The 26,369-nt window shown below is 63.0% G+C and carries 26 protein-coding genes; 22 read left to right on the top strand and 4 right to left on the bottom strand.

Annotated elements, in window-relative coordinates:
* Window positions 1–46: 46 nt before the first annotated feature.
* From fleN to CKW35_RS26355, 12 genes are all read left to right on the top strand, one after another.
* Window positions 47–880, top strand: a complete 834-nt coding sequence (fleN, locus tag CKW35_RS26415; protein WP_016488415.1) for a flagellar synthesis regulator FleN — start codon at window positions 47–49, stop codon at window positions 878–880.
* Window positions 877–1,617: an RNA polymerase sigma factor FliA gene (gene fliA, locus CKW35_RS26410; RefSeq protein WP_016488414.1), complete on the top strand. Its 741-nt coding sequence runs from the start codon at window positions 877–879 to the stop codon at window positions 1,615–1,617. Before fleN ends, fliA begins: the two co-directional genes overlap by 4 nt.
* A 120-nt stretch (window positions 1,618–1,737) precedes the next feature.
* Window positions 1,738–2,112 carry a chemotaxis response regulator CheY gene (locus CKW35_RS26405; protein ID WP_161775562.1) on the top strand — a complete coding sequence of 125 codons (375 nt, stop codon included), beginning with the start codon at window positions 1,738–1,740 and terminating at the stop codon, window positions 2,110–2,112.
* A 20-nt stretch (window positions 2,113–2,132) separates the two neighbouring features.
* Complete coding sequence (locus CKW35_RS26400) at window positions 2,133–2,921, top strand: protein phosphatase CheZ (protein ID WP_016488412.1); 789 nt, start codon at window positions 2,133–2,135, stop codon at window positions 2,919–2,921.
* A gap of 12 nt (window positions 2,922–2,933) precedes the next feature.
* On the top strand, window positions 2,934–5,177 hold the full coding sequence (locus CKW35_RS26395; RefSeq protein ID WP_016488411.1) for a chemotaxis protein CheA: 2,244 nt from the start codon (window positions 2,934–2,936) through the stop codon (window positions 5,175–5,177).
* A gap of 46 nt (window positions 5,178–5,223) precedes the next feature.
* A complete protein-coding gene (locus tag CKW35_RS26390; protein ID WP_016488410.1) occupies window positions 5,224–6,348 on the top strand; it encodes a chemotaxis response regulator protein-glutamate methylesterase in 1,125 nt (374 codons plus the stop codon).
* Window positions 6,348–7,088 carry a flagellar motor protein gene (locus tag CKW35_RS26385; RefSeq protein ID WP_016488409.1) on the top strand — a complete coding sequence of 247 codons (741 nt, stop codon included), beginning with the start codon at window positions 6,348–6,350 and terminating at the stop codon, window positions 7,086–7,088. The genes CKW35_RS26390 and CKW35_RS26385 overlap by 1 nt, the downstream gene beginning before the upstream one ends.
* 3 nt (window positions 7,089–7,091) lie before the next feature.
* Window positions 7,092–7,949 (top strand): flagellar motor protein MotD, encoded by an 858-nt coding sequence (gene motD, locus CKW35_RS26380; RefSeq protein ID WP_095117229.1) that lies wholly within the window; start codon window positions 7,092–7,094, stop codon window positions 7,947–7,949.
* A 203-nt stretch (window positions 7,950–8,152) separates the two neighbouring features.
* Window positions 8,153–8,941 (top strand): ParA family protein, encoded by a 789-nt coding sequence (locus CKW35_RS26370; RefSeq protein WP_016488407.1) that lies wholly within the window; start codon window positions 8,153–8,155, stop codon window positions 8,939–8,941.
* A complete protein-coding gene (locus CKW35_RS26365) occupies window positions 8,941–9,834 on the top strand; it encodes a CheW domain-containing protein (RefSeq protein WP_016488406.1) in 894 nt (297 codons plus the stop codon). The genes CKW35_RS26370 and CKW35_RS26365 overlap by 1 nt, the downstream gene beginning before the upstream one ends.
* A 43-nt stretch (window positions 9,835–9,877) precedes the next feature.
* Complete coding sequence (locus CKW35_RS26360) at window positions 9,878–10,357, top strand: chemotaxis protein CheW (protein WP_003254393.1); 480 nt, start codon at window positions 9,878–9,880, stop codon at window positions 10,355–10,357.
* Between the two features lies 1 nt (window position 10,358).
* Window positions 10,359–10,754, top strand: a complete 396-nt coding sequence (locus CKW35_RS26355) for a DUF2802 domain-containing protein (RefSeq protein WP_016488405.1) — start codon at window positions 10,359–10,361, stop codon at window positions 10,752–10,754.
* Window positions 10,755–10,837: 83 nt separating this feature from the next.
* Here CKW35_RS26355 and CKW35_RS26350 read toward each other — a convergent pair whose 3' ends face one another.
* The 4 genes from CKW35_RS26350 to CKW35_RS26335 form a co-directional block, all read right to left on the bottom strand.
* Window positions 10,838–13,633, bottom strand: a complete 2,796-nt coding sequence (locus tag CKW35_RS26350) for a dermonecrotic toxin domain-containing protein (protein ID WP_016488404.1) — start codon at window positions 13,631–13,633, stop codon at window positions 10,838–10,840.
* A gap of 175 nt (window positions 13,634–13,808) precedes the next feature.
* Window positions 13,809–16,532 (bottom strand): dermonecrotic toxin domain-containing protein, encoded by a 2,724-nt coding sequence (locus CKW35_RS26345; RefSeq protein ID WP_016488403.1) that lies wholly within the window; start codon window positions 16,530–16,532, stop codon window positions 13,809–13,811.
* Window positions 16,533–16,591: 59 nt separating this feature from the next.
* A complete protein-coding gene (locus tag CKW35_RS26340) occupies window positions 16,592–16,936 on the bottom strand; it encodes an EscU/YscU/HrcU family type III secretion system export apparatus switch protein (protein WP_016488402.1) in 345 nt (114 codons plus the stop codon).
* Window positions 16,933–18,489 carry a flagellar hook-length control protein FliK gene (locus tag CKW35_RS26335; protein WP_016488401.1) on the bottom strand — a complete coding sequence of 519 codons (1,557 nt, stop codon included), beginning with the start codon at window positions 18,487–18,489 and terminating at the stop codon, window positions 16,933–16,935. The genes CKW35_RS26340 and CKW35_RS26335 overlap by 4 nt, the downstream gene beginning before the upstream one ends.
* Window positions 18,490–18,692: 203 nt before the next feature.
* On the opposite strand from CKW35_RS26335, the gene ccmA reads away from it, so the two are divergent.
* Genes ccmA through CKW35_RS26285 form a run of 10 tightly spaced genes read left to right on the top strand, consistent with a single transcriptional unit; the run spans window position 18,693 to window position 26,038 of the window.
* Window positions 18,693–19,325, top strand: coding sequence for a cytochrome c biogenesis heme-transporting ATPase CcmA (gene ccmA / locus CKW35_RS26330; RefSeq protein WP_016488400.1), 633 nt, complete (start codon window positions 18,693–18,695; stop codon window positions 19,323–19,325).
* A complete protein-coding gene (gene ccmB / locus CKW35_RS26325; protein ID WP_013973563.1) occupies window positions 19,313–19,990 on the top strand; it encodes a heme exporter protein CcmB in 678 nt (225 codons plus the stop codon). The genes ccmA and ccmB overlap by 13 nt, the downstream gene beginning before the upstream one ends.
* 46 nt (window positions 19,991–20,036) lie before the next feature.
* Window positions 20,037–20,804 (top strand): heme ABC transporter permease, encoded by a 768-nt coding sequence (locus CKW35_RS26320; RefSeq protein WP_012273476.1) that lies wholly within the window; start codon window positions 20,037–20,039, stop codon window positions 20,802–20,804.
* Window positions 20,801–20,977 (top strand): heme exporter protein CcmD, encoded by a 177-nt coding sequence (ccmD, locus tag CKW35_RS26315; RefSeq protein ID WP_012273475.1) that lies wholly within the window; start codon window positions 20,801–20,803, stop codon window positions 20,975–20,977. The genes CKW35_RS26320 and ccmD overlap by 4 nt, the downstream gene beginning before the upstream one ends.
* On the top strand, window positions 20,974–21,429 hold the full coding sequence (gene ccmE / locus CKW35_RS26310; protein WP_016488399.1) for a cytochrome c maturation protein CcmE: 456 nt from the start codon (window positions 20,974–20,976) through the stop codon (window positions 21,427–21,429). Before ccmD ends, ccmE begins: the two co-directional genes overlap by 4 nt.
* Window positions 21,426–23,414 carry a heme lyase CcmF/NrfE family subunit gene (locus CKW35_RS26305; RefSeq protein ID WP_095117225.1) on the top strand — a complete coding sequence of 663 codons (1,989 nt, stop codon included), beginning with the start codon at window positions 21,426–21,428 and terminating at the stop codon, window positions 23,412–23,414. The genes ccmE and CKW35_RS26305 overlap by 4 nt, the downstream gene beginning before the upstream one ends.
* Window positions 23,411–23,947, top strand: a complete 537-nt coding sequence (locus CKW35_RS26300; RefSeq protein ID WP_016488397.1) for a DsbE family thiol:disulfide interchange protein — start codon at window positions 23,411–23,413, stop codon at window positions 23,945–23,947. Before CKW35_RS26305 ends, CKW35_RS26300 begins: the two co-directional genes overlap by 4 nt.
* On the top strand, window positions 23,944–24,420 hold the full coding sequence (locus CKW35_RS26295; RefSeq protein WP_016488396.1) for a cytochrome c-type biogenesis protein: 477 nt from the start codon (window positions 23,944–23,946) through the stop codon (window positions 24,418–24,420). The genes CKW35_RS26300 and CKW35_RS26295 overlap by 4 nt, the downstream gene beginning before the upstream one ends.
* On the top strand, window positions 24,413–25,609 hold the full coding sequence (ccmI, locus tag CKW35_RS26290; protein ID WP_095117223.1) for a c-type cytochrome biogenesis protein CcmI: 1,197 nt from the start codon (window positions 24,413–24,415) through the stop codon (window positions 25,607–25,609). The genes CKW35_RS26295 and ccmI overlap by 8 nt, the downstream gene beginning before the upstream one ends.
* A 12-nt stretch (window positions 25,610–25,621) precedes the next feature.
* The gene (locus CKW35_RS26285; protein WP_016488394.1) at window positions 25,622–26,038 is read left to right on the top strand and encodes a hypothetical protein; all 417 of its coding nucleotides are present in this window, start codon (window positions 25,622–25,624) and stop codon (window positions 26,036–26,038) included.
* The last annotated feature ends 331 nt before the right edge of the window (window positions 26,039–26,369 follow it).

Raw genomic sequence — 26,369 nt, 5'->3', positions numbered from 1 at the left:
CCCCACGTGTGGCCTGAGTCCCAGCGAGACAAGGTAAAGAACAGACATGGGTAGCATGCATCCCGTACAGGTGATCGCCGTGACCGGTGGCAAAGGTGGCGTCGGCAAGACTAACGTTTCAGTGAACTTGTCCCTGGCGCTGGCCGAGCTTGGCCGCAGGGTCATGCTGCTGGACGCCGACCTGGGCCTGGCCAACGTCGACGTGTTGCTGGGCCTTACCCCCAAACGTACCCTGGCCGATGTCATCGAAGGGCGCTGTGAGCTGCGTGACGTGATGTTGCAGGGCCCTGGCGGCGTGCGCATCGTCCCCGCAGCCTCGGGCACCCAGAGCATGGTGCACCTGGCCCCGGCCCAGCATGCCGGTCTTATCCAGGCGTTCAGTGAAGTCGGCGACAACCTCGACGTGCTGGTGATCGACACTGCAGCGGGGATTGGTGAGTCGGTGGTCAGCTTCGTTCGCGCCGCCCAGGAAGTGCTGCTGGTAGTGTGTGACGAGCCCACCTCGATCACCGATGCCTACGCCCTGATCAAACTGCTCAACCGCGACTACGGGATGAATCGTTTCCGTGTGCTGGCCAACATGGCGCAGAGCCCGCAGGAAGGACGCAACCTGTTCGCCAAGCTGACCAAGGTCACCGACCGCTTCCTCGATGTGGCCCTGCAGTACGTGGGTGCCGTGCCGTACGACGAGTGCGTGCGCAAGGCGGTGCAGAAGCAGCGCGCCGTCTACGAAGCGTTCCCACGCTCCAAGTGCGCGCTGGCCTTCAAGGCGATTGCCCAGAAGGTTGACAGTTGGCCGCTGCCGGCCAATCCGCGCGGTCACCTGGAGTTCTTTGTCGAGCGTCTGGTGCAGCCCACCAGCGCGGGACCCGTGCTATGAATGCCAGCGGCTTCAAGATGTACAGCCGGGCAGCGAAAGACGGCCAGTACGAGCTGATCGAACGCTACGCCCCGCTGGTGAAGCGCATTGCCTACCACCTGTTGGCGCGGTTGCCGGCCAACGTGCAGGTCGAGGACCTGATCCAGGCCGGCATGATCGGCCTGCTTGAAGTGGCCAACAAGTATGACGCCAGCAAAGGCGCCAGCTTTGAAACCTATGCCGGCATCCGCATCCGCGGGGCCATGCTGGACGAGGTGCGCAAGGGCGACTGGGCACCGCGTTCGGTGCACCGCAATACCCGCATGGTCAGTGACGCGATGCGTGCCGTTGAAGCCAGAACCGGTCGAGACGCTAAAGATCATGAAGTTGCTGCCGAACTCCAGTTGAGTCTCGATGATTACTACGGGATCTTGAACGATACCTTGGGCAGCCGCCTGTTCAGCTTTGACGACCTGTTGCAGGACGGCGAGCACGAAGGGCTGCATGAGGATGGCGCCAGTGGCCACGTCGAACCTGCACGTGGCCTTGAGGACGAACGCTTCCAGGCTGCCCTGACCGAGGCCATTGCCAACCTGCCGGAGCGTGAGCGCCTGGTATTGGCGCTGTACTACGACGAAGAGCTGAACCTCAAGGAAATCGGCGAGGTGCTTGGGGTCAGCGAATCGCGGGTCAGCCAGTTGCACAGCCAATGTGCCGCGCGCCTGCGTAGCCGCCTGGGGGAATGGCGGGCACGTTGAGCCCGGGGTCGTTGCAGTCGTTTTCCACGTGCGTTTTCCACGTTGTACCGAATTGAATGAGTGCGTGCCCGGTCGGCCGGGCGCGTTTGAGACTGCTTGGAGGTCTAATTGGACAAGAACATGAAAATCCTCATCGTTGACGACTTTTCGACGATGCGGCGGATCATCAAGAACCTGTTGCGTGACCTGGGCTTCACCAACACCGAAGAAGCCGACGATGGCACCACGGCGCTGCCGATGCTGGAAAACGGCCACTACGACTTCCTGGTGACCGACTGGAACATGCCCGGCATGTCCGGTATCGACCTGCTGCGTAAAGTGCGTGCCAGTGAAAAGCTGAAAACCATGCCGGTACTGATGGTGACTGCCGAGGCCAAGCGCGACCAGATCATCGAAGCGGCCCAGGCCGGCGTCAATGGCTATGTGGTCAAGCCGTTCACCGCCCAGGTGCTCAAAGAAAAGATCGAGAAGATCTTCGAACGCGTCAACGGCTGAGTCACGTCAGGGGGCGCGCCATGGATTCATCACAAACGTCTTTGGGGGAGTTCGAATCGACCCTGAAGAAACATGCCCAGGAGTTGGTCGAAAGCCTGGAGCGGGGCCGTTTCGGCGAGGCGGTACAGCTGATTCACGAGCTGAACCAGACTCGCGACCGTGGCCTGTACCAGGAGGTCGGCAAGCTGACCCGCGAGTTGCACAGCGCTATCGTCAGCTTCCAGATCGACCCGACCATGCCACAGGCCGAGGAGGTGTCGCAGATAACCGACGCTACCGAGCGCCTGTCGTACGTGGTCAAGCTGACCGAGGGTGCGGCCAACCGCACCATGGACCTGGTCGAGGAAAGCACCCCGGTGCTCAACGACCTGGCCAGCGAAGCGAAGGCCCTGAGTACCGACTGGCAGCGCTTCATGCGCCGCGAAGTGGCAGCGCCGGAGTTCCGTGACCTGGTCAAACGCGTCGACAGTTTCCTCACGCACAGCGCTGAAGGTAACCGCAAGGTTGCCGGCCACCTCAACGACATTCTGCTGGCTCAGGACTATCAGGACCTGACCGGGCAGGTGATCAAACGCGTCACCACGCTGGTGACCGAGGTGGAAAGCAACCTGCTCAAACTGGTGCTGATGGCCAGCCAGGTCGACCGCTTTGCCGGTATCCAGCATGACCACGATCAACTGCGCGCAGAAAAAGATCTAGAAAAACATCCGACTCGGGGTGAAGGTCCGCAGATTCATGCCGATAAGCGTGAAGACGTTGTGTCCGGTCAGGACGATGTCGATGATTTGCTGTCCAGCCTGGGTTTTTAAGGAGCACGTTTGATGAGCTTCGGCGCCGATGAAGAAATCCTCCAGGATTTCCTGGTAGAAGCCGGCGAAATTCTTGAGCAACTGTCCGAGCAACTGGTCGAGCTGGAAAGCCGACCCGACGATGCCGACTTGCTCAATGCGATCTTTCGCGGTTTCCACACTGTAAAAGGGGGCGCCGGCTTCCTTCAGCTGAACGAGCTGGTGGAGTGCTGCCATATCGCCGAGAACGTGTTCGACATCCTGCGCAAAGGTGAGCGCCGGGTCGATGCGGAACTGATGGATGTGGTGCTTGAGGCACTCGACACGGTCAACAGCATGTTCGGGCAGGTGCGCGAGCGTGCCGAGGTTACCCCGGCCACGCCCGAGCTGCTGGCGGCCCTGTCGCGGCTGGCCGAACCCGGTGGCGCCGAGGTTGCCCAAGCGCCTGTTGCAGCGGCACCGTCAGCCGAGGCGCCGGTTGCGGCCACGGCCCCTGCCGATGAACAGGACATCACCGACAGCGAGTTTGAGCAGTTGCTCGACTCGCTCGATGCGGTCAAGGCGCAAGCCGCGGTCGACGAGCAGATGCAGGGCGAGGCTGGCAGTGGCGAAGGTGACGAAATCACTGACGCCGAATTCGAGTCGCTGCTCGACCAGTTGCACGGCAAAGGCCAGTTCAGTGTCGAAGTCGCGGTACAGCCGGTCGCCGTGCCTGCAGACGCGGCAAGCGACGAAATTACCGACGAAGAATTCGAATCGTTACTCGACCAGTTGCATGGCAAGGGCACATTCCAGGCCGATGCCTTGCCTGCCGCCAACGCGCCGGCGCCGGTCGCGGTTGACAACAGCGCCGCCAGCGACGAAATCAGCGAGCACGAGTTCGAGGCCCTGCTGGACCAGTTGCACGGCAAGGGCAAGTTTGGTGGTGACGTTGCTGCGGTCGAGGCCCCGGCTGTTGCCAAGGTGCAAGCGCCTGCTCAAGCCAAGGCCGACAGCCAGCCGGTCGCCAAGCCAGCCCCTGCTGCCCCCGCACCCGCGGCCACCAGCAAGCCTGCGCCGGCCCCTCGTGCACCGGCTCCGGCAGCAGAGAAGCATGCCGTCAGCGAAGCGGAAACCACGGTCCGCGTTGACACCGCGCGCCTGGACGAAATCATGAACATGGTCGGCGAACTGGTGCTGGTGCGTAACCGCCTGGTACGCCTGGGCCTGAACAGCGGCGACGAGGCCATGTCCAAGGCCGTGTCCAACCTCGACGTGGTCACTGCCGACCTGCAGACGGCGGTGATGAAAACCCGCATGCAGCCGATCAAGAAAGTGTTCGGCCGCTTCCCGCGCCTGGTGCGCGACCTTGCCCGCCAGTTGAAGAAAGAGATCAACCTGGAGCTGGTCGGCGAAGAGACTGACCTGGACAAGAACCTGGTCGAGGCCCTGGCCGACCCGTTGGTGCACCTGGTGCGTAACGCCGTCGACCATGGTGTCGAGATGCCCGATGAGCGTGAAGCCTCTGGCAAGGCCCGCACCGGCCGTGTGGTGCTGTCGGCCGAACAGGAAGGTGATCACATCCTGCTGTCGATCTCTGACGACGGCAAGGGCATGGACCCGAACATCCTGCGTGCCAAGGCCGTGGAAAAAGGCCTGATGGACAAGGATGCCGCTGAGCGCCTGAGTGAATCGGACTGCTACAACCTGATCTTCGCCCCGGGCTTCTCGACCAAGACCGAGATTTCCGACGTGTCTGGCCGTGGCGTGGGCATGGACGTGGTGAAAACCAAGATTTCCCAGCTCAACGGATCGATCAATATCTACTCGGCCAAGGGCCAGGGCTCGAAGATCGTCATCAAGGTGCCGCTGACCTTGGCGATCATGCCCACCCTGATGGTGATGCTGGGCAACCAGGCGTTTGCCTTCCCGCTGGTCAACGTCAACGAAATCTTCCACCTCGACCTGTCGCGCACCAACGTGGTCGACGGCCAGGAAGTGGTGATCGTGCGCGACAAGGCGCTGCCGCTGTTCTACCTCAAGCGCTGGCTGGTACAGGGCCAGGTGCACGAAGAGCAGCACGAGGGCCACGTAGTGATCCTGTCGGTTGGCACGCAGCGCATCGGCTTTGTCGTCGATCAACTGGTGGGCCAGGAAGAAGTGGTAATCAAGCCGCTGGGCAAGATGTTGCAGGGCACCCCGGGCATGTCCGGGGCCACCATCACCGGTGACGGTCGTATCGCGTTGATTCTCGACGTCCCGAGCATGCTCAAGCGTTACGCCGCACGGCGTATTTGATTTCGGTGGCGCACCCTGGCGGGTTGCGCCGCCTAATGGAGTGTTTATGGCAGTCAAGGTCCTGGTGGTGGATGATTCCGGTTTCTTCCGCCGCCGCGTCTCGGAAATCCTCTCGGCGGATCCGACGATCCAGGTAGTGGGTACCGCGACCAATGGCAAGGAAGCAATCGACCAGGCGCTGGCGCTCAAGCCCGATGTCATCACCATGGACTACGAGATGCCCATGATGGACGGCATCACCGCGGTGCGGCATATCATGCAGCGCTGCCCGACGCCGGTGTTGATGTTTTCCTCGCTGACCCACGAAGGCGCTCGCGTCACCCTCGACGCGCTGGATGCTGGCGCGGTGGATTACCTGCCGAAAAACTTCGAGGACATTTCGCGCAACCCCGACAAGGTCAGGCAAATGCTGTGCGAGAAGGTGCATACCCTTTCGCGCAGCAACCGCCGCCTGGGCAGCTATGCCAGGCCGGCACCGGCCGCCGCGCCGGTGCCGGCCAGCAGCCCTGCGCCCGCCAGCAGTTTCGCCAACCCCGCGCCAGCCCGTCCTGCGGCGCCGGCCCGTGCAGCTGCCCCGGCGGCGTCGCACTCGCCAGCCCCCAAGCGCAAACCCTACAAGCTGGTGGCCATTGGCACCTCCACGGGCGGCCCCGTGGCCCTGCAGCGGGTATTGACCCAGCTGCCTGCCAACTTCCCGGCGCCGATCGTGTTGATCCAGCACATGCCGGCGGCGTTCACCAAGGCCTTTGCCGAACGCCTGGACAAGCTGTGTCGCATTAACGTCAAGGAAGCCGAGGACGGCGACGTGCTGCGCCCAGGCCTGGCCCTGCTGGCCCCCGGCGGCAAGCAGATGATGATCGACGGCCGTGGCACCGTGAAGATCCTGCCCGGTGACGAGCGCCTGAACTACAAGCCGTGCGTGGACATCACCTTTGGTTCGGCAGCAAAGTCTTACGGCGACAAGGTGCTGTCGGTGGTGCTCACCGGCATGGGCGCCGATGGCCGTGAAGGTGCACGCCTGCTCAAGCAGGGCGGCAGTACCGTGTGGGCCCAGGATGAAGCCAGCTGCGTGATCTATGGCATGCCCATGGCCATCGTCAAGGCCAACCTGGCCGATGCGGTCTACAGCCTGGACGAAATCGGCAAGCACTTGGTGGAGGCCTGCGTCTGATGGACGTCCTCAGCCTGATCGGCCTGATTCTCGCCTTTGTCGCCATCGTCGGTGGCAACTTTCTGGAAGGTGGCCATGCCGGCGCGCTGGTCAATGGCCCGGCGGCGCTGATCGTGCTGGGTGGCACCCTGGCGGCAGCCTTGTTGCAGTCGCCGCTGTCTTCCTTCAAGCGCGCCTTGCAGATTTTGCGCTGGATACTGTTTCCGCCGCGGGTAGACCTGGCGGGTGGTATCGACCGTGTGGTGAACTGGAGCCTGACCGCGCGCAAGGAAGGCCTGCTGGGCCTTGAGGGCGTGGCCGATGCAGAGCCCGACCCGTATGCGCGCAAAGGCCTGCAATTGCTGGTGGACGGCGCTGAGCCAGAAGCCATCCGCAGCATCCTTGAAGTCGACTTTCTGACCCAGGAGAGCCGTGACATCCAGGCTGCCAAGGTATTCGAGAGCATGGGCGGCTACGCGCCGACCATCGGCATCATCGGTGCGGTGATGGGCCTGATCCACGTGATGGGCAACCTCGCTGACCCTTCGCAGCTGGGCAACGGGATTGCCGTGGCCTTTGTCGCCACCATCTACGGCGTGGCCAGCGCCAACCTGATCCTGCTGCCGATCGCCAACAAGCTCAAGGCCAACGTCATGCGCCAGTCGCGCTACCGCGAGATGCTGCTCGAAGGCCTGTTGTCGATTGCCGAGGGTGAAAACCCGCGCTCGATCGAGTTGAAGCTGCAAGGCTTCATGGAGTAACCCATGCGTCGCCGTCGTCATACCGAGGAACACGAAAACCACGAACGCTGGCTGGTGTCGTACGCTGACTTCATCACCTTGCTGTTCGCCTTTTTCGTGGTGATGTACTCGATTTCCTCGATCAACGAGGGCAAGTACAAGGTCATTTCCCAGGCCTTGCTCGGGGTGTTCAACGACCCTGAGCGCAGCATGAAACCGATCCCTATTGCCGATGAGCAGCCGTTGAGCGTGCGCCCGGCAGAGCCGCTGGTCAAAGACAGCGAGCAGACCGAAGCGGGCTTGGCGGCGACCCAGGTCGACCCGTTGAAAACCATCAGCGATGACGTGCGCGATGCCTTTGGCGACCTGATCAACAGCAACCAGATGACCGTGCGCGGCAACGAGCTGTGGATCGAGATCGAGCTGAATTCATCGCTGTTGTTCGGCAGTGGCGATGCCATGCCCAGCGACAAGGCGTTTGCCATCATCGAGAAGGTGGCAAACATCCTCAAGCCATTCGCCAACCCGGTGCATGTCGAAGGCTTCACCGACAACCTGCCGATCCGCACGGCACAGTACCCGACCAACTGGGAGCTGTCGTCGGCACGGGCGGCGAGCATCGTGCGCCTGCTGGCCATGGAAGGGGTCAACCCGGCACGCATGGCATCGGTGGGTTATGGCGAGTACCAGCCGGTGGCCGGCAATGACACCGCCGACGGTCGCGCGCGTAATCGCCGGGTGGTGCTGGTGATTTCCCGTAACCTCGAAGTGCGCCGCAGCCTGACGGGCTCGGGCAGTGCCAATGCAACGCCGGATGCCGCATTGCGCCGGGCTGGCACACAAAGTGCACCGGCAACGTCAGCAACGGTGGCGGGGCAGTGATCCGTCAATTCCCCGTCGCGCCATTGTATTGAAAGTGACTCCGTCCCCTGTGGGAGCGGGCATGCCCGCGAAGCAGGCGACGCGGTGAGTGGCACCGGCTGCGCCGGTGTTCGCGGGCTCGCCCGCTCCCACAGGGGTCGTGCCGGCTCTTGGATAGTTGTTTCTACAGTGTCCCTGCCAAATCAATAGATAGAGTTTGCTTGATGAGAGTCTGGGCAGTAGCCAATCAAAAAGGTGGCGTCGGCAAGACCACCACAACCATCGCCCTGGCTGGCCTGCTGGCTGAGGCTGGCAAGCGCGTGGTCGTCGTCGACCTCGATCCGCACGGGTCGATGACCAGCTATTTCGGGCACAACCCCGATGCGCTGGAGCACAGCTGCTACGACCTGTTCCTGCACAAGGGCGCAGTACCAGACGGCCTGCCCGGGCAGTTGTTGCTGCCTACCAGCGACGAGCGCATTTCGCTGTTGCCGTCGAGCACCGCTTTGGCAGTGCTGGAGCGCCAGTCACCCGGGCAAAATGGCCTGGGCCTGGTGATCGCCAAGAGTCTGGCGCAGCTGTGGCAGGATTTCGACTATGCCGTGATCGACAGCCCCCCCTTGCTGGGTGTGCTGATGGTCAATGCCCTGGCCGCCAGCCAGCAGTTGGTGATACCGGTGCAGACCGAATTTCTGGCAGTGAAGGGCCTGGAACGCATGGTTGGCACCTTGGCCATGATCAACCGTTCGCGCAAGCAGGCGCTGCCGTACCAGATCGTACCCACCCTGTTCGACCGCCGTACCCAGGCCTCCCTGGGCACACTCAAGCTGCTGCGTGATACCTACGGCCAACAGGTGTGGCAGGGCTACATCCCAGTCGATACGCGCCTGCGCGATGCCAGCCGCAAGGGCGTCACGCCCTCGCAGTTCGACAGCAAGAGCCGCGGTCTGATTGCCTATCGGGCGCTGCTCAAGCACCTGCTGACTTACAAGACCGCAGTGCAGGTGGCCTGATGACCCAGACCCGACACACCAGCACCCGGCCGCAGATGGCCCTGCAGTCGTACCTCGACGGCCTGCTGCAGGAGGCCACCGAAGCCGAAGAGCTGTTTGAGCCGCCAGCGGCGCCAGACGAGTTCGCCGAGGCGGTGCGCGAGGAGCAGGCACGTGATGCGCGTCAGCCCGCCGGGCCGATGCCAGCCCAAGCCCCTGTCAGCCTTGCCCAACGGCCGTTTGCCGAACCCAAGGTGGCGGTGTTGCCCAGCGTCATGCCGATAGAAGCGCCGGTGGTCACAGTGGTCGAGCAGCAGGTGATCGCCGAGGCCGCCATCCCGGTGCTGGTCGAAGAACAAACCGTGGAACCCGCAGTGCCGCTGGTCGACGTGCACCTCCCGGCGCCGAACCTGCCGGTGCCGCCGGCCACCGTGGACGGCCGCCCGGTGTGGGCGGCCGAACCATTCGAATGCCTGTTGTTCGATGTCGCCGGCCTGACCCTGGCGGTGCCGCTGGTGTGCCTGGGCTCGATCTACAACCTGGCCGGCCAGGAGCTGACCCCGCTGTTCGGCCAGCCGGACTGGTTCCTCGGCATCCTGACCTGCCAGGCCGGTAACCTGAAGGTGCTGGACACGGCGCGTTGGGTAATGCCCGACCGCTACCGCGACGATTTTCGCCAAGGCCTGAATTATGTGATTTCCGTGCAGGGCTACGAATGGGGGCTGGCCGTACACCAGGTCAGCCGTTCGCTGCGCCTGGACCCGTCCGAAATCAAGTGGCGCAGCCAGCGGGGCCAGCGCCCTTGGCTGGCTGGCACGGTGATTGAACACATGTGTGCATTGCTCGACGTCGCCGCACTGGCCGAGCTGATCGCCAGCGGCGCGGTCAAGCAGATGCACGCCAAACAGAAATGACACAGAACACAACCGCCAAACAGCGGATTTTGAGGGTAGGGGAATGAAAAAGTCGTCTGCACAAGGTTCCGAAGATCCGATCCTGCAGTGGGTTACCTTCCGTCTGGACAACGAGTCCTACGGCATCAACGTGATGCAGGTGCAGGAAGTGCTGCGCTACACCGAGATCGCCCCGGTGCCGGGTGCGCCAAGCTACGTACTGGGTATCATCAACCTGCGCGGCAACGTGGTGACAGTGATCGACACCCGTCAGCGTTTTGGCCTGATGCCGACCGAGGTCACCGACAACACCCGTATCGTCATCATCGAAGCCGATAAGCAAGTGGTCGGCATTCTGGTCGACAGCGTGGCCGAGGTAGTTTACCTGCGCCAGTCCGAAATCGAGACCGCGCCGAATGTGGGTAACGAAGAGTCGGCCAAATTCATTCAGGGCGTGTGCAACAAGAACGGTGAACTGCTGATCCTCGTCGAACTGGACAAGATGATGACCGAGGAAGAGTGGTCCGAGCTGGAGAACATCTGAGTTGATCCTAGAGGTTGCTGTCATCTTCCTGGCGCTGGTCTGGGCGCTGAGCCTGTGGTTCTTCCTCAACTACAGCAAGCGCCAGCGCGAGCTGGCTGCGCAGCAGGCCGAGGGCGATGCCCTGCGTGACCAGCGCATCAAGGACCTGGCCAAGCGCCTGGACGACTACCAGAACGGTACCGTGCGCATGGGCGAGGCCCTTCACGAGCTGCGTGTGTCGGTGGCCAGTGTGCCTGACCGGCTGGAGCGGCTGGAGCAACGCGACCCCAGTAGTGTCACGTTCAGCCAGGCGGCCAAGTTGGTGGGGATGGGCGCGAGCGTGTCGGAGTTGACCGAAACCTGCGGGCTGACGCGGGCCGAGGCAGAGTTGATGAGCAAGTTGCATCGCAGCGAATAACGTGAAAAGGCGACCTGAGGTCGCCTTTTTCTATTGCCGCGGTTGCTTGCTCAAGCCTGTCGGGCCCTAGCTGGACGTGCCGCTCAGGGCCTGGCCCAGGAGTTGTATCCCCCTATCCTGGCAATGCGGTTGAGTGGCAGCAGTTGCCGTTGCACCGCCTGAAACTCAGGAAGGCTGACGAACTGCCAGGAGTTAGTGCGGGGGAACGCATACAGGTTGATGATCTGACGCATCATGCCGAGCTCAGGCAACAGACGGTCGACCACGTCGGTGAGCAACTTCGGCCCGGTGAGGTGGCTAAGGGCCTGGGCATAACCATAGAACGCTTGCGGGTCGGTTTGTAGGGATGGCTTGCTTTGATAGAAGTTTGGCGCTTGTTCGTAGCGCGCCTGCATTTCTTCCAGGATTGCCTTGAGCGTCGGATTATTCGCGTGGCTGCCTACCAGGCTGCCGTTGTACAGGCAGTTCATGCCCAATTTTTCGTTGGACACCGCCGAGTGCAGCAGCAGGCCGTTTTCAGAGGTGGCAAGTGCTACGTCATCAAGGCGCTCTCCCGGCGTGCCTCTGGGGGCGCCATCGATGAACACAGGGTACTCACCAGGCGCTAGCAGCGTGTCGTCGACATCCATGTACAGGCCACCTTCCTGTTCAAGCAGGGCATAGCGCAAAACGTCCGACGCCGACGAAAAGTTGCTGGCCACCCCACCGTTACCGTGGATCGCTGCCTGGTATTGGGGGAAGTTGGCACTCTCCTTGAAACGCGCATAGAACGGCTGGTCCTCAAGTGGCAATACTTCTACCCCGGGCGCATGCTCCGCCAAAAGCTGCAGGTTGGCCTGGAACGCAGCCGGCTCTGCCCTGGAGAGATACAGGCGATGAACATACTGAGTCTCCTGCAGCGTGCGGGCGTTGCGGGCGATATTGTCGATCAGGGTTTGCTCAATGACCTTGTCGCCTACCCAGATATTCAGGACGTGTTTAGGGATTGGTCGCAGTCCTTCGGTAGGTACGACCGGTAGCGCAATGGGCAGGTTCAGATCAACGCCCAATGCACGCAAGGTCGCCATGCGCATGTCATCGGTCACCTGACGCGCTCGGGCATCCACCTCGACCAGATTGAGCGAGCCGGGCGTTGCGATGTAGCAGCTTGGCTCAACCTCATTGAGGTCGCTTTCCAGGCGAAAGGCATCGAGTTCCATGTCGTAGAGCACATGCTCTTGATAACCGCCGATCATCGTCGTGAGCAGGTCGGGCGAACCGTCGTAGCGAGGCGTCCTGACAACGGCACCGGCCACACCGTCGTCGGCACCCGGCAGAGGCGCGATGGGGTCTGGAGTATGGAAATAATCTGCCACGTCGGCCAGTGGCAGCTCAGGGGGGGTGATGGGGCTCAAGGGGTAGCCGATTTGTTCGTTGACCCGGCTGGGGATCACAAAACCTTCATGCTTGAAGCGCAGCAGCACAGGTGCCTTGGACACCCCGGCAGCCACCAGCGGTAGTGCATTGAGCACCCCAAACACCGACGTGCCGATGCCTTCGGCGCTTTGCCGGGCGTTTTTGGCGTGGATGGCCTGGTCCAGGCCCAGGCCGAACTGGGCGATGCCGCCCAGGGCGAACAGCGGGGCCAGCTCGGGCACTACCAGGGCCAAAGGGCCCAGCACGTTGATTGCCGAGTTCAAGTAGCCGCGCCATTTGGCCTTGGTCACTTCGCTGTCGCTGGTGATGATGAAATGAGCGTCCTGGTAACTGCGCTGTTTCTGGCGGCGGGCCAGGGAAAGGAACAGGTCGCCTTCTATCAGGGGGCTGTAGTCCTTGACCTTGTAGTTGATGTAGTCCTGTGGGGGCCAGATGCCCTGCGCCGTGAAGCCGGGGCGGTTGCTGTCGAGGTGGTAGGGAGCTGGGTAGCTGCCCAGGCCGCACAGGGCAGTATGAAGGCCGCTGTAGCTCAAACCGTCTTCGCGATCGGCCAGGGCGAAGTGGCCCTGCAGGGCGTCGCGCGTGCGCGGGGTACGGCACTGGTTGGCGAACCAGTCCAGCATGGCCTTTTTGTCGCTGAACTCGTGCAGGGGCGAGGCATTACCCGGAATGTAGAGTAAAACCAGGCCGCTGACGGCGTCGTGCAGGCACAGCAGGTCAGTGGCGGTGTAGCCGTACACATTTAGCCACCTGGCGCGCAGCCTCGGTTTGCTGCCCGGCTTTTCGTCACCGGGCGTTACCGACGTTGAGGCTTGCAGGCCGCATGCCTGCCAGGCCAGCTTTCTGCCGGCATCACTGAGGCTGCCCTCGGTGACTTGCTTGTTGCAGGCGGCGATGAAGTTGATCTTTGCGCTGATACGGTAGCGTTCCAGGTTGGCATCCCAGTAGCTGTCGAGCATCGACTTGTACTGCACCTGCAAGTCCAGGCCCCAGATAAACGACTGGAACTCCTCAGCTGCCAGCGGGACGTGCGTGTCTGCGTTGTATAGCGGGTGGTCGCTGTGCCTGAACAACCCGTTGTAGACGCTATAGGGTGCGTGATGGTCAAACAGGTTTTGCTCGCGCAGTGTCTGGACAATGGTCAGTGGCCCTTCGGGTAACTCGCCGGCCCAAGGAGCATCGATCGCCGCGCCTAACCAGTTGTTGGCCGACTCACCCTGCCAGTTCGAGAGCACGGCCTGGGTCAGTGTCATCTTCTGCGCGACGAGCGCAATCCAGCCGAGCTTGGGGCTGAACTGGTAATGCAGGGTGACCGCGTCGACGCGGTCTGGGTCCAGGTCGATGGAGCGTTCCTGGGCCCACTGATGGATGGCACTGGCTGCCGCACGGTCCGGGCGCGGAAAACCGGCGAGGCTGTCACGCACAAATTGCACGCCCTTGGCATTGACGTATTGGGTTGTCATGGCGGTCACCTTTGAGTCTGTATGGGCTGGCAAAGGTGACCTGCATACGGGGGGCGGTGGCACTACATATGTAGGTGAGTGTCGCAGGCGTTGCGCATCCTTGGTAAACCAAGCCGTGCGCGACGACGAAACCCGTCGATTGCCCCCGGCTTGTACCTGGCCCGCCGCGACCGTTTCAGGTATAGGCCCAGCTGTGCTCGTGGCCCATGCGGGCCACCCTGTCGAGCGGTACGTGTTGTTGCAGCACGGCATGGAACATATCGAAGTTCAGCGTTGCATGGATGTCGTAAACCGGTGACACCAGCAAATGACAGATTTCACGCAGTTGTTTGAGGAGCGGCAGTCGTTGGTCTACTACGGCATTGAGCACACCTGGGCCGGTCAACAGGCTCAGACGCCGGGCGTACGCCTGGAACGGCAACGGCGCCAGGCGAGGGTCCGGGCGGCTGTTGTAGAACTCGGGTTCCATGCCGTAGCGTCGCAGGATCTCATCGGACACCGCGTCCAGCGTCGGGTTACCGGGGAGGCTGCCGATCATGCTGTTGTTGAACTTGACGTACATGCCCAACTGGTCGTTAGACACCGGCGGCGAGAACAGCAGGCCATCATCCGTGGCCTGGAGCATCACGGTGGCCAAGGGTGGGTTGAGCTCACCTCTGGTGGTGTCCAGCAGCCGATCGTCGGCATCCAGATAAAGCCCGCCATAGTGCTTGAGCAAGCGGTAGCGCAAGATGTCGCACGCAGAGGCAAGGTTGCGGCCGAGCCCGCCGTTGCCTGCGATGGCGGCCTGGTATTGCGGGTAATAAGCTGATTGGGTGAACGCCTGAAAGAAACCTTGAGTCTCCAGAGGGAGCAGCTGCGCGCCTTCAGCCCTGGTGCGGAGCAGACGCATATTGCGTTCAAAAACCAGTGGGTCTTGCTGCGATAGCAAAATCTGGTAGCGATACCCGCTGAGGCGGGCGATGCGCGTGTTGTGGGCCAATGCTTCGAGGAATTCACCTTGCAGCACGCTGTCACCCACCCAGACGCTGCTGATCAGTCTGGGAATCGGTGTGCGCACCAATTGCCCGTAAAGGGCGTAGTCGATGGGCATCTCCACGTCGATCCCCAAAGCCCGAAGCGTCGTGTTGCGCTGCTCATCGGTGGCGTTGAATCGCCTTCTGGACAGCGTCAGCGAGGTGTCGCTGGTATTGGCGAGCCGCCAGCGCGGTGGCACGATCATGTGTGTGTCACGGGAGCGGACGAAGCTGTCGCTGGCAAACTCGTACTCGACCCATTCGCTGACCACGCCCTCGGGTGTTTGCAGCCATGCCATGAAGCGGTGCTCGAGGTTTTCGTCGACACGCGTCACCACAGCCGCGAGGCTGTCGGAGGACAGGGTCGCTTGCTCACGGAATGCCAACTCTACCGAGTCGCTCGCCTGGGCGATGGGGGCGGCGCCAACCGGCATACCCAGCACATTGGAGAGGCGTGACGGGGTGAAGAACCCGGGGCGGCTGCAACGAAACACCGACGCCTCCCTGGCAAAGCCCTGGCCGGCCAGGGGGAGCGCGTTGAACAAGCCGAATGTCTGGTCGGCGACGCCTGCGCTTCGGCTCTCCAGGCTCTTGCCATTGATGGCCTGATCAAGGCCAAGGGTGAATTGGCTCAGGCCACCGATCACCAGCAACGGAGCCAGTTCGGGCAAAAGGAGGGCAAACGGGGCAAGCAGCGCAGTGGCCACAGAGAGGTAGTTGCCCCAGCGGGACTTGTCGATGTCATGATTGCTGGTGATCAGGCTGTCGGTATCGGCATAGGTGCGGCGCTTGCGCTGCAAGCTCAGGTGCTCGAACAGGTCGCCGATGATCGGGGGGGAGTAGGTGTCGGGGCGATAGTCGATGATCGCTTGCGGGTCCCAATGCCCGCTGGTCGCAAAACCCGGGTGCTGGGGGTTGAAATGATGCGCAGCAGGGTACAAGCCCAAGCCGATCAAGGCCGTACGCAAGCCGCTGAAGTCCAGGCCGTCGGGCCAGTCGGCACGGGCGAAGTGGACCAGCATTGCATTGCGCTTGTCGGGGACCTTGCATTGTTCTGCGAACCAATCCTTCATGGCGGACGCATCGGTGAACGCATGAAGCGGCGAAGCATTGCCTGGAATGTACAGGACAACCCCTGGGTCGCTGGTTTGTTTGATGTACAGAATATCGGTCGCGGTATAACCGTAGACGTTCAGCATCGAAATACTGAGGTCGCCCTGAGGTAACAGCCCGCAAACTCGCCAGACCAGCTGGCGCTGAGGCTCGGACAGGCTGCCCTCTATTACCTGACGGTTGCAGGCGGCAATCAAGGCAAGGTGAATGGCCTGCCGATAATCGTCATTGTGTTGAGCCCAGTAGTTGTCGAGTTGTTGTTTGAACAGGGTGTGAAAATTCAGCCTCCAGTTAGCGGTCTGAAAGTCTTCTGCGCGTATCGGCAGGCGCGTATCCGGGGCGTAGCGGGGAGGCTCTGTGCGTTTGTACAGGCCGTTGAACACCTGATAGGGCGAAGCATTGGATAACGGGCTCAGTGGCGCAAGCCGTTCAACGATGGTCAATGGGTCCTGTGGCGGCAGGCCTGCCCAGTCGCCATAGTGGAAACCGTCATAGCCTGCGGCCGGTTCGCCCTGCCAGTTGGCAAGCAATGCTTCGACCAGGTTCATCTTCTGGGTGATGACGGCCTTCGTACTGCCCTGTGAACGCCCTTCTCCCGCCGGTTCTATCCGGTAGTGGAAGGTGACCACGTCGGTCAGCAAAGGCGACTGCGCCACCCCCTTCGAGGTAAGCCATTCGGAAAGTGTCTGTTGTGCCAGCAGGTCGGGGCGGGGAAAGTCCTGCAGTGCCTGGCGGATACGGGCCAGGCTGTGGTGCGGAATGGGGCGCATTGAGTAACCCTTCTATCGATGAAGGGCATCAGGGTAGTGTGAGGGTGCAACTCACGGCGTCAGGTAACGCTGCCGGGAGGGGGCAGCCCCAGCAGCGCTGGCGTGATGTCACGGGGCGTGGCGGTGTCGTCGGCGAAGCCCGCCGGGACGCGGCCGCGCAGTTGCCAGGCGAAAGCAATGATCTCGGCGATGGTCAGGTACAGTGTTTCGGGAATCTGTTCGCCCAGCTCCAGGCGCGCCAGCAGGCGCACCAGCTCGGCATTTTCGTAGATCGGCACCTCGTGCTCGCGGGCCAGGGCCAGGATGGCCTCGGCCAGCGCATCGTCACCCTTGGCGCTGAGGGTAGGGGCCTGCTGGCCGTCGTAGGTCAGGGCGATGGCCTGGCGTGTTGGTTGCTGTGTCATGCGTTTTCGTCTACCCAGCGTTGCTCCACCCGTGTGCGCGGGCCTTGAGGGGGGATGCCCGGGTGGCATTCCAGGTCGCCAACGTCCAGGCCGCGGTCCAGCAGGCGCTGGCGCAAGGCACCGAGCTGGCTGTCGATCAGCCTTGCGGTGGGTTCACGTTCTGCCCACAGATGCCCGCTCAGGCGGCCTTGGCTCAACTGCGCCTGGACTTGCAGCGGGCCAAGGGGTGACAGGTCGAAGGCCAGCTCGATGCGCCACAGGGCTTGCAGCGGGTCTTGCGCTTCATGTTGGCGGTCGGCCTGCTGTTGCGGTGTTTCCTCGCGCTGGATTTTGACTTGCAGCGGGATGAACTCCTGACCGTGGCGGATCGGCACTTCGGTTTGCCAGGTGGTCTGCAGGTTGCCGTTTTCCAGTGTGCCGGTTTGTTGCAGGCTGCTCATGGCATGGTTTTGCAAGCGTGAAACGGCAGCTGCGGCCAGGCGCAGCAGCTGTTGCAGGTCGCCTTCGTCTTCCAGGGCCTTGAGCAGGCGCGACGGCAGGGGGAACGCCCCTGGCTGCGGCTTGGGGCTGACCCGTTCGAGCATGCCCAGTGCGCTGCGGGCCAGCGCCGGCATGGTCACGGCCAGGCTGGCGGGCGCCAGGTTGGGCATGCCTGGTGTGCTGACCGGGGCCTGGGTGATCAGGCGCAGCAGGTGTGCCTTAAGGTCAGTGGCCACGCTGGCAGGAAAACCGCCCAGCAGTTTCGCTTCAAGGAAGGCGCCGCTGTTGTTCAGCGCCTGGGCCACGCCTTTGGCGTCGCCCAGTTGCCGCGCGTCCGGCAGGCCGGCCAACAGGCGTTCGGCACTGGCGCGCAGGTCGCCATCGGCGCTCGGGTCGCGGGCGAGCTGTTGCAGCGCGTTGAGCACACCGGGCAGGGAGGCTTGGCGGTTTTGCTGGGTCAGCAGTTGCTGGGCAATGCTCAGTTGGTCCTGTCTGCCACTAAGCGGCACGAAACGCAGCGACTGGTCGCCTTGCACCAACGCGCTGAGCAGGCTGCCAATGGCCAGGGGGCGTGGGCTGTCGACGCTCAAGGTGGCGCCGGCCTGTGCACTGTTGAGCAGGCTGACCAGCGCCCGGTAGATCGGCGGTTGGCCGGGCGCCTGGGCCAATGCCTGGTTGGTCAGGACCTTGCCTTGCAGCAGGGTGCCGACGGGCACTTTGCTGGTGTCCAGGCGGGTGAGGGTGGCGATCTGGCTGGTATTGGCCTGCTGCAGCATGATTGCCAGTCGGTTGCTTTCGGTTTGGCTGACGGTGACCTGGCTGCCTTGGGGCAGTGGCTGGCTGGCGCTGGCTTGCAGCTGGGTCTGCACGCCGTTGGCCTGTATCAGGCGCAGTACCAACTGGAACTCCTGGCCCGTCTGGCGCAACGACACGACTTCGGCCTGCGCGGTCTCGCCGGGGGCCAGCAGACCCGGCTGCGCCTGGATCAGGCGCAGCAGTTCACCGGTCATGCCTGCCTTCATGGCTTGGCTGTTGATCGCGGTTTGTGCGCCGAGACTATTGATTTCAGTCATGATTGTATACAACCTGTCGAGCCCGGCCTCTTGGCAGCGCGGCGGCGCGTGTAATAATGCCGGGCGCCCGTGGTTGCCAGTATAACGGCAGCGCGCGGGGCGACTTGAGACACAAGGGTTCTGGAGCGGCGTCGCCTGCTTCGCGGGCAAGCCCGCGAAACAGGCGACGCCGGCCCGAAGCCCTACAAAGATAAGGCGAAACCGTGACCCTTCACCTCCAAGCCGCAGGCCTGGCCTGCGAGCGCGACTGGCGCTTGCTGTTCGAGCAGCTCGATTTTGAGCTGGGCGCCGGCGACATGCTGCAAATCAGCGGTCCTAATGGCAGCGGCAAGACCAGCTTGCTGCGCCTGCTGGCCGGCTTGATGCAGCCGACCGCCGGGCAGATTCTGCTGGGCGGCAAGCCACTGGCCGAGCAGCGCCATGCGCTGGAAAGCATCCTGCTGTGGATTGGCCACGCCGCAGGTATCAAGGACCTGCTCACCGCCGAGGAAAATCTCACCTGGCTGTGCGCCTTGCACCAGCCGGCCAGCCGCGAGGCGATCTGGGCGGCGCTGGAGGCGGTCGGCCTGCGCGGTTTCGAAGACGTACCCTGCCATACCCTGTCAGCTGGTCAACAGCGCCGCGTGGCCCTGGCCCGGCTGCACCTGGCTTGCCCGCCGTTATGGATTCTCGACGAACCGTTCACCGCGCTCGACAAGCAAGGCGTGGCCCAGCTGGAAGCGCACCTGGCGGCACACTGCGAACAGGGCGGCACGGTGGTGCTGACCACCCACCACACGCTGGAACGCAAGCCCTCCGGTTACCGTGAACTGAACCTGGGGCAATGGGCGGCATGAGCGTATTCATTTTGTTGTTGCGTCGCGAAGCACGGCTGCTGTTCCGTCGCCCTGCCGAGCTGGCCAACCCGCTGGTGTTCTTTGCCATCGTCGTGGCGCTGTTCCCTTTGGCGGTCGGCCCAGAAAGCCAATTGTTGCAAACCTTGTCGCCGGGCCTGGTCTGGGTGGCGGCACTGCTGGCAGTGCTGCTGTCGCTGGACGGCTTGTTCCGCAGCGATTTCGAGGACGGCTCGCTGGAGCAGTGGGTGCTGTCACCGCACCCACTGGCGTTGCTGGTGCTGGCCAAGGTGCTGGCGCACTGGATCTTTTCCGGGCTGGCACTGGTATTGTTGGCGCCGCTGCTGGCGCTGATGCTGGGGCTGCCGAGCCATTGCCTGCCGGTGCTGCTTGGCTCCTTGCTGCTGGGCACGCCGGTATTGAGCCTGCTGGGTGCGGTGGGCGCCGCCCTGACGGTCGGTCTGAAGCGCGGTGGTTTGTTACTGGCGTTGCTGATTCTGCCGTTGTATATCCCTGTATTGATCCTGGGCAGTGGTGCGTTGCAAGCGGCATTGCAAAATATGCCCGCAACCGGCCACCTGCTCTGGCTCGCCAGCCTGACGGCCCTGGCCGTGACCCTGGCACCCTTTGCGATAGCGGCCGGCCTGAAGATCAGCGTCGGCGAATAACGAGTCCCGGGCTCTCAAGCCCGGCAAATACCCTGGATGTACCCTGATGAAAATAAGCTGGACGTGGTTCCACAAGCTGGGCTCCCCGAAATGGTTCTATGCCATCAGCGGCCGCATGCTGCCATGGCTGGCCGGCGCTGCCGTGCTCCTGCTGCTGGTCGGTATCACCTGGGGCCTGGCGTTTGCCCCCCAGGACTACCAGCAAGGCAACAGCTTCCGCATCATCTACATTCATGTGCCGGCGGCGATGCTGGCGCAATCCTGCTACGTGCTGCTGGCCGTCGCCGGTGTGGTGGGGCTGGTGTGGAAGATGAAACTGGCCGACGTCGCCCTGCAATGTGCCGCGCCCATCGGCGCCTGGATGACCGCCGTGGCGCTGGTTACCGGCGCTATCTGGGGCAAGCCGACCTGGGGCAGCTGGTGGGTGTGGGACGCCCGCCTTACGTCCATGCTCATTCTGCTGTTCCTGTACTTCGGCATTATTGCGCTGGGCCAGGCGATCAGTAATCGTGACAGTGCGGCCAAGGCCTGCGCGGTGCTGGCGATTGTCGGCGTAGTCAACATCCCGATCATCAAGTACTCGGTGGAGTGGTGGAACACCCTGCACCAGGGCGCCACCTTCACCCTCACCGAAAAGCCGGCGATGCCCGCCGAAATGTGGCTGCCGTTGCTGTGCACGGCGTTGGGTTTCTACTGTTTCTTCGGCGCCGTGCTGTTGCTACGCATGCGCCTTGAAGTGCTCAAGCGCGAGGCGCGCGCCAGTTGGGTCAAGGATGAAGTGTTGAACAGCCTGGGGCGGAGGGCCGCACAATGAGCTTTGCCACCTTCGGTGATTTTCTCGCCATGGGCCACCATGGCCTGTACGTGTGGTCGGCCTATGGCATCTGCCTGGCAGTGCTGGCGCTGAATGTCGCCGCGCCGCTGCTGGCCCGTCGTCGCTACCTGCAAGAAGAGGCGCGCCGTTTGCGCCGGGAGAACAACCAGTGAATCCGCAGCGCAAGAAACGCCTGTTGCTCATCGTCGGCCTGCTGGTCGGTGTCGGGGTTGCCGTCGGCTTTGCCTTGAGCGCATTGCAGCAGAACATCAACCTGTTCTATACGCCCACCCAGATCGCCAATGGCGAAGCGCCGCTGGACACCCGCATCCGTGCTGGCGGCATGGTCGAGAAAGGCTCGGTGCAGCGCTCGTCCGACTCGCTGGACGTGCGCTTTGTGGTCACCGACTTCAACAAGTCGGTGCCGATCACCTACCGCGGCATCCTGCCTGACCTGTTCCGCGAAGGGCAGGGCATTGTTGCCCTGGGCAAAGTCAACGCCGACGGCGTGGTGGTGGCCGATGAAGTACTGGCCAAGCACGACGAGAAGTACATGCCGCCCGAGGTCACCAAGGCCCTGAAGGAAAGCGGCCAAGCCGCCACAGGAACGGAGGCCAGGCCATGAATGCGGCGCTGGTTATACCCGAACTCGGCCAGTTGGCGATGATCCTGGCCATCTGCTTTGCCACCGTGCAGGCCAGTGTGCCGCTGCTTGGCGCGTGGCGTGGCGACAGCCTGTGGATGAGCCTGGCACGGCCGGCGGCCTGGGGGCAATTCGCCTTCCTGGCTTTTGCCTTCGCCTGTTTGACCCATGCCTTCATGACCGACAACTTCTCGGTCGCCTATGTGGCCAGCAACTCCAACAGCGCCTTGCCCTGGTACTACAAATTCAGCGCCGTGTGGGGCGCCCACGAGGGTTCGCTGCTGCTGTGGGCGCTGATCCTGGGCGGCTGGACCTTTGCCGTGTCGGTGTTTTCGCGGCAGTTGCCGCAGGTGATGCTGGCCCGCGTGCTGGCAGTGATGGGCATGATCAGCGTCGGCTTCCTGAGCTTTTTGATCATTACTTCCAACCCATTCCAGCGCCTGCTGCCGCAAGTGCCCACCGACGGTCGCGATCTAAACCCGTTGCTGCAGGACTTCGGCCTGATCGTTCACCCGCCGATGCTGTACATGGGCTACGTGGGCTTCTCGGTGGCCTTTGCCTTCGCCATTGCCGCCTTGCTCGGCGGCCGTCTGGACGCTGCCTGGGCGCGCTGGTCGCGGCCCTGGACCATCGTCGCCTGGGCTTTCCTGGGGGTCGGCATCACCCTGGGCTCCTGGTGGGCCTACTATGAGCTGGGCTGGGGTGGCTGGTGGTTCTGGGACCCGGTGGAAAACGCCTCGTTCATGCCTTGGCTGGTGGGCACGGCGCTGATCCACTCGCTGGCGGTGACTGAAAAGCGCGGGGTGTTCAAGAGCTGGACCGTGCTGTTGGCAATTGCCGCATTCTCGCTGAGCCTGCTGGGTACTTTCCTGGTGCGTTCCGGCGTGCTGACCTCGGTGCACGCATTTGCTGCCGACCCATCGCGGGGCATTTTCATCCTGTTCTTCCTGTTGTTCGTGGTCGGTGGTTCGCTGACCCTGTTCGCCCTGCGCGCACCGGTGGTCAAGAGCCAGGTCGGTTTCGCCCTGTGGTCGCGCGAGACGCTGCTGCTGGCCAACAACCTGGTGCTGGTGGTGGCCGCATCGATGATTCTGCTCGGCACGCTGTACCCGCTGGTGCTTGATGCCCTGACCGGGGCCAAGCTGTCGGTGGGGCCGCCCTATTTCGATGCCTTGTTCCTGCCGCTGATGGCACTGCTGATGGTGGTAATGAGCGTGGGCGTGGTGGTGCGCTGGAAGGACACCCCGGTCAAATGGCTGGTCAGCATGATGACCCCGGTGCTGATCGGCAGTGCCATTCTTGCTCCGGTTGCCGGTTTTATCGTTGACGACTTCGACTGGCCGACCCTGACCGCCTTCGCCCTGGCTGCCTGGGTGGTACTTGGCGGGCTGCGCGACATCCTCGACAAGACCCGTCACAAAGGCCTGCTCAAGGGCCTGCCTGGCCTGGGCCGCAGCTACTGGGGCATGCAACTGGCACACCTGGGCCTGGCGGTGTGTGCGCTGGGTGTGGTGCTGTCGAGCAACAACAGCGCCGAACGCGACCTGCGCATGGCCCCGGGCGAAAGCGTGGAGCTGGGTGGCTACCAGTTCCTGTTCCAGGGCGCCAAGCACTTCGAAGGGCCGAACTTCATCTCCGACAAGGGTACGGTGGTAGTCAGCCGTGGTGGCCGTGAAGTGACGACCCTGCACCCGGAAAAGCGCCTGTACACCGTGCAGCAATCGATGATGACGGAAGCCGGCATCGACGCCGGCTTTACCCGCGACCTTTACGTTGCCCTTGGCGAGCCGCTTGAGAACGGCGCCTGGGCCGTGCGTGTGCACATCAAGCCTTATGTCCGCTGGATCTGGCTGGGCGGTCTGCTGACCGGCCTGGGCGGGTTGCTGGCGGCACTCGACCGGCGCTACCGCGTCAAGGTCAAGACCCGGGTGCGTGAGGCCCTGGGCGTGTCTGGAGCAGCTGCATGAAGCGTTGGATCATGGTAGTCCCCTTGGCAGTGTTCCTGCTGGTGGCGGTGTTTCTCTACAAGGGGCTGTTTCTCAAGCCCGACGAGCTGCCTTCGGCAATGATCGGCAAACCGTTCCCGGTGTTTTCCCTGGCTTCGACCCAGGGCGACCGGACCCTGACCCAGGCCGACTTGCAGGGCCGCCCGGCATTGGTCAACGTGTGGGCCACCTGGTGCCCGTCGTGCAAGGTCGAGCACCCCTACCTGAACCAGCTGGCGCAGCAGGGCGTGGTGATCCACGGCGTCAATTACAAGGACGACAACGCCGCTGCGCAGAAATGGCTGGCCGAATTCCACAACCCTTACCAGCTGGATATCCGTGACGAGCAGGGCAGCCTTGGCCTGGATCTCGGGGTGTACGGCGCGCCGGAAACTTTCCTGATCGACGCCAAGGGCATCATCCGCTACAAGCATGTGGGCATTGTCGATGCCACGGTGTGGCGTGAGCAGCTGGCACCGCTGTACCAGGGCCTGGTCGATGAGGCCAGGCAATGAGGCGCTGGCTGGCAGCTGCCGTGCTGGGCATGAGCCTGGCCAGTGTGGCCAAGGCGGCCATCGACACTTACCAGTTCCGCGATGAAGCCGAGCGCGAGCGCTACCAGCAGTTGACCAAGGAACTGCGTTGCCCCAAGTGCCAGAACCAGGACATCGCCGATTCCAACGCACCGATTGCTGCCGACCTGCGCCGAGAGATCTTCCGCATGCTTGGCGAAGGCAAGAGCAACCAGCAGATCGTCGACTTCATGGTGGACCGCTACGGTGACTTCGTGCGCTACAAGCCGGCGCTCAGCGGGCGTACCTGGCTGTTGTGGTTCGGCCCGGGCATCCTGTTGGCCGGTGGTTTCGTGGTGCTGGCGGTGATCGTGCGCCGACGCCGTGGTACGGCTTTGCCGGGCAACAACGAGCTTTCTGTCGAAGAACGCGAGCGACTCGCCAAACTGCTGGAAAAAGAACAGACCCATGATTGAATTCTGGCTTAGCGCGGGCCTGCTGCTGCTCGCCGCCCTCAGCTTTTTGCTGATCCCGATCCTGCGTGGCCGCCGTCGCCAGCAGGAAGAAGACCGCACTGCCCTGAACGTGGCCCTGTATCAGGAACGCGTTGCCGAACTGGCTGCCCAGCAGGCTGCCGGTGTGCTCGATGAGGCACAGTTGGCCAAGGGCCGTGACGAGGCTGCCCGCGAATTGCTGGCTGATACCGAAGGCGCCGATGCCCCACGCCAGGGGCATTTGGGCAAAGCCCTGCCGCTACTGGCTGCCGTGCTGGTACCGCTGATGGCGCTGGGGCTGTACCTGCATTTTGGTGCGGCCGACAAGGTGGCGCTGACCCAGGAATTCGCCGAAGCACCCAAGTCGATGGAAGAAATGACCACGCGCCTGGAGCGTGTGGTGCAGGCCCAGCCTGAGTCGGCCGAGGCCGTGTATTTCCTGGGCCGTGCCTACATGGCCGAGCAGCGCCCGGCCGATGCTGCGCGTACTTTCGAGCGGGCGGTGGCCTTGGCTGGCCGCCAGCCCGAGCTGCTGGGCCAGTGGGCCCAGGCCCTGTACTTTGCCGCCGACAAGCGGTGGAGCCCGCAGTTGCAGGCACTGACGGATGAAGCGCTGAAGGCCGACCCCAACGAGGTGACCAGCCTGGGCCTGCGCGGTATCGCGGCCTTTGAAGGCGAGCGTTACCAGGAAGCCATCGACTACTGGAAGCGCCTGTTGGCGCAGTTGCCGGAAGGCGATGCATCGCGCGATGCCCTGCAAGGCGGCATCGACCGCGCTGCCGAACGCCTGGGTGGCCCGGCAGGGCAGGCTGCAGAGCCCGCGCCGGTGGCTGCGCGGATGAAAGTGCGGGTGGAACTGGCGGCGGCACTGAAGGACAAGGTAAAACCTGACGATACGGTGTTCATCTTCGCTCGCGCCAGCAATGGCCCGCCGATGCCCCTGGCAGCCAAGCGGGTGACGGTGGCGCAGTTGCCGATCGAAGTGGAGTTGTCCGATGCTGACGCGATGATGCCGCAGATGAAACTGTCGCAATTTGCCGAAGTCCAACTGGTTGCACGGGTTTCCCGCGCTGGTCAGCCTACCCGCGGCGAGTGGATTGGCCAGGGCGCGCCGTTGCCCAGCACCACCCAGGCTACCCAGCACCTGACCATCGACAGCCCAGACCTGTAAGAGAGCAAAGCCATGCACAGCACCGTCCGCCTGACCCTGATCACCCTGGCCCTGGGTTTGTCTGCGTGTACGGTGCATCAGCCGTATGAACAGCCGGCACCCCCGATCGAGCGCGTGCCGCCGCAAGGGCCGGTGGTCAAGCCGTTGCCGGGTGGGCAACCGTCCACCCAGCCGAGCAAACCGGCGGCGATTCCCAAGCCGATGCCGCGTACCTCGGCCAGCTTTGCGCCACCGCCTGGCGGTGCCAGCCACTGGGACCCCAAGCTGGGTGTATATGTATTGGAAAAGCAGCCCAATACGTTCTACCGGCAGCGTACGTACTACCGGTTTGATAACGGCTGGAGCTGGTCGCTGAGCCCGAATGGGCCTTGGCAGGACACTGACAGCAGTGGCGTGCCGGGTGGGTTAGGGCGAGCGTTCGCCCAGTAACCCTGCTTCGGCTTTTGCTTTTGCTTTTGCTTTCGCTTTCGCTTTCGCTTTTGCTTTTGCTTTTGCTTTTAAGCGCGCGGTAGCTCAGGCGACGCAGATTGCGACTTCAGGAGGCCGAGCGCAGGGCTTGCGGAGGGAGGTGACGGGCATGGATGCCCGTCAAGCGCTGGGCCCCAGGATGGGGCCTGCAGCGCGGTCCTCCCGGGAGCAAGCCCGGAGCGAGGGGACCCCGGAGCGCAGCGTAGGGGCCGGATGATGGGAGCGCAGCGTTTTTTGGTTACTTTTTGTCGCGTTTGACAAAAAGTGACCCGCCGTAAGGGCGGAAAGGTGA

The sequence above is a fragment of the Pseudomonas sp. Irchel 3F3 genome (assembly GCF_900187545.1).
Taxonomy (GTDB): Bacteria; Pseudomonadota; Gammaproteobacteria; order Pseudomonadales; family Pseudomonadaceae; genus Aquipseudomonas; species Aquipseudomonas fortuita.
This window is presented reverse-complemented; position numbering and strand designations above follow the sequence as displayed.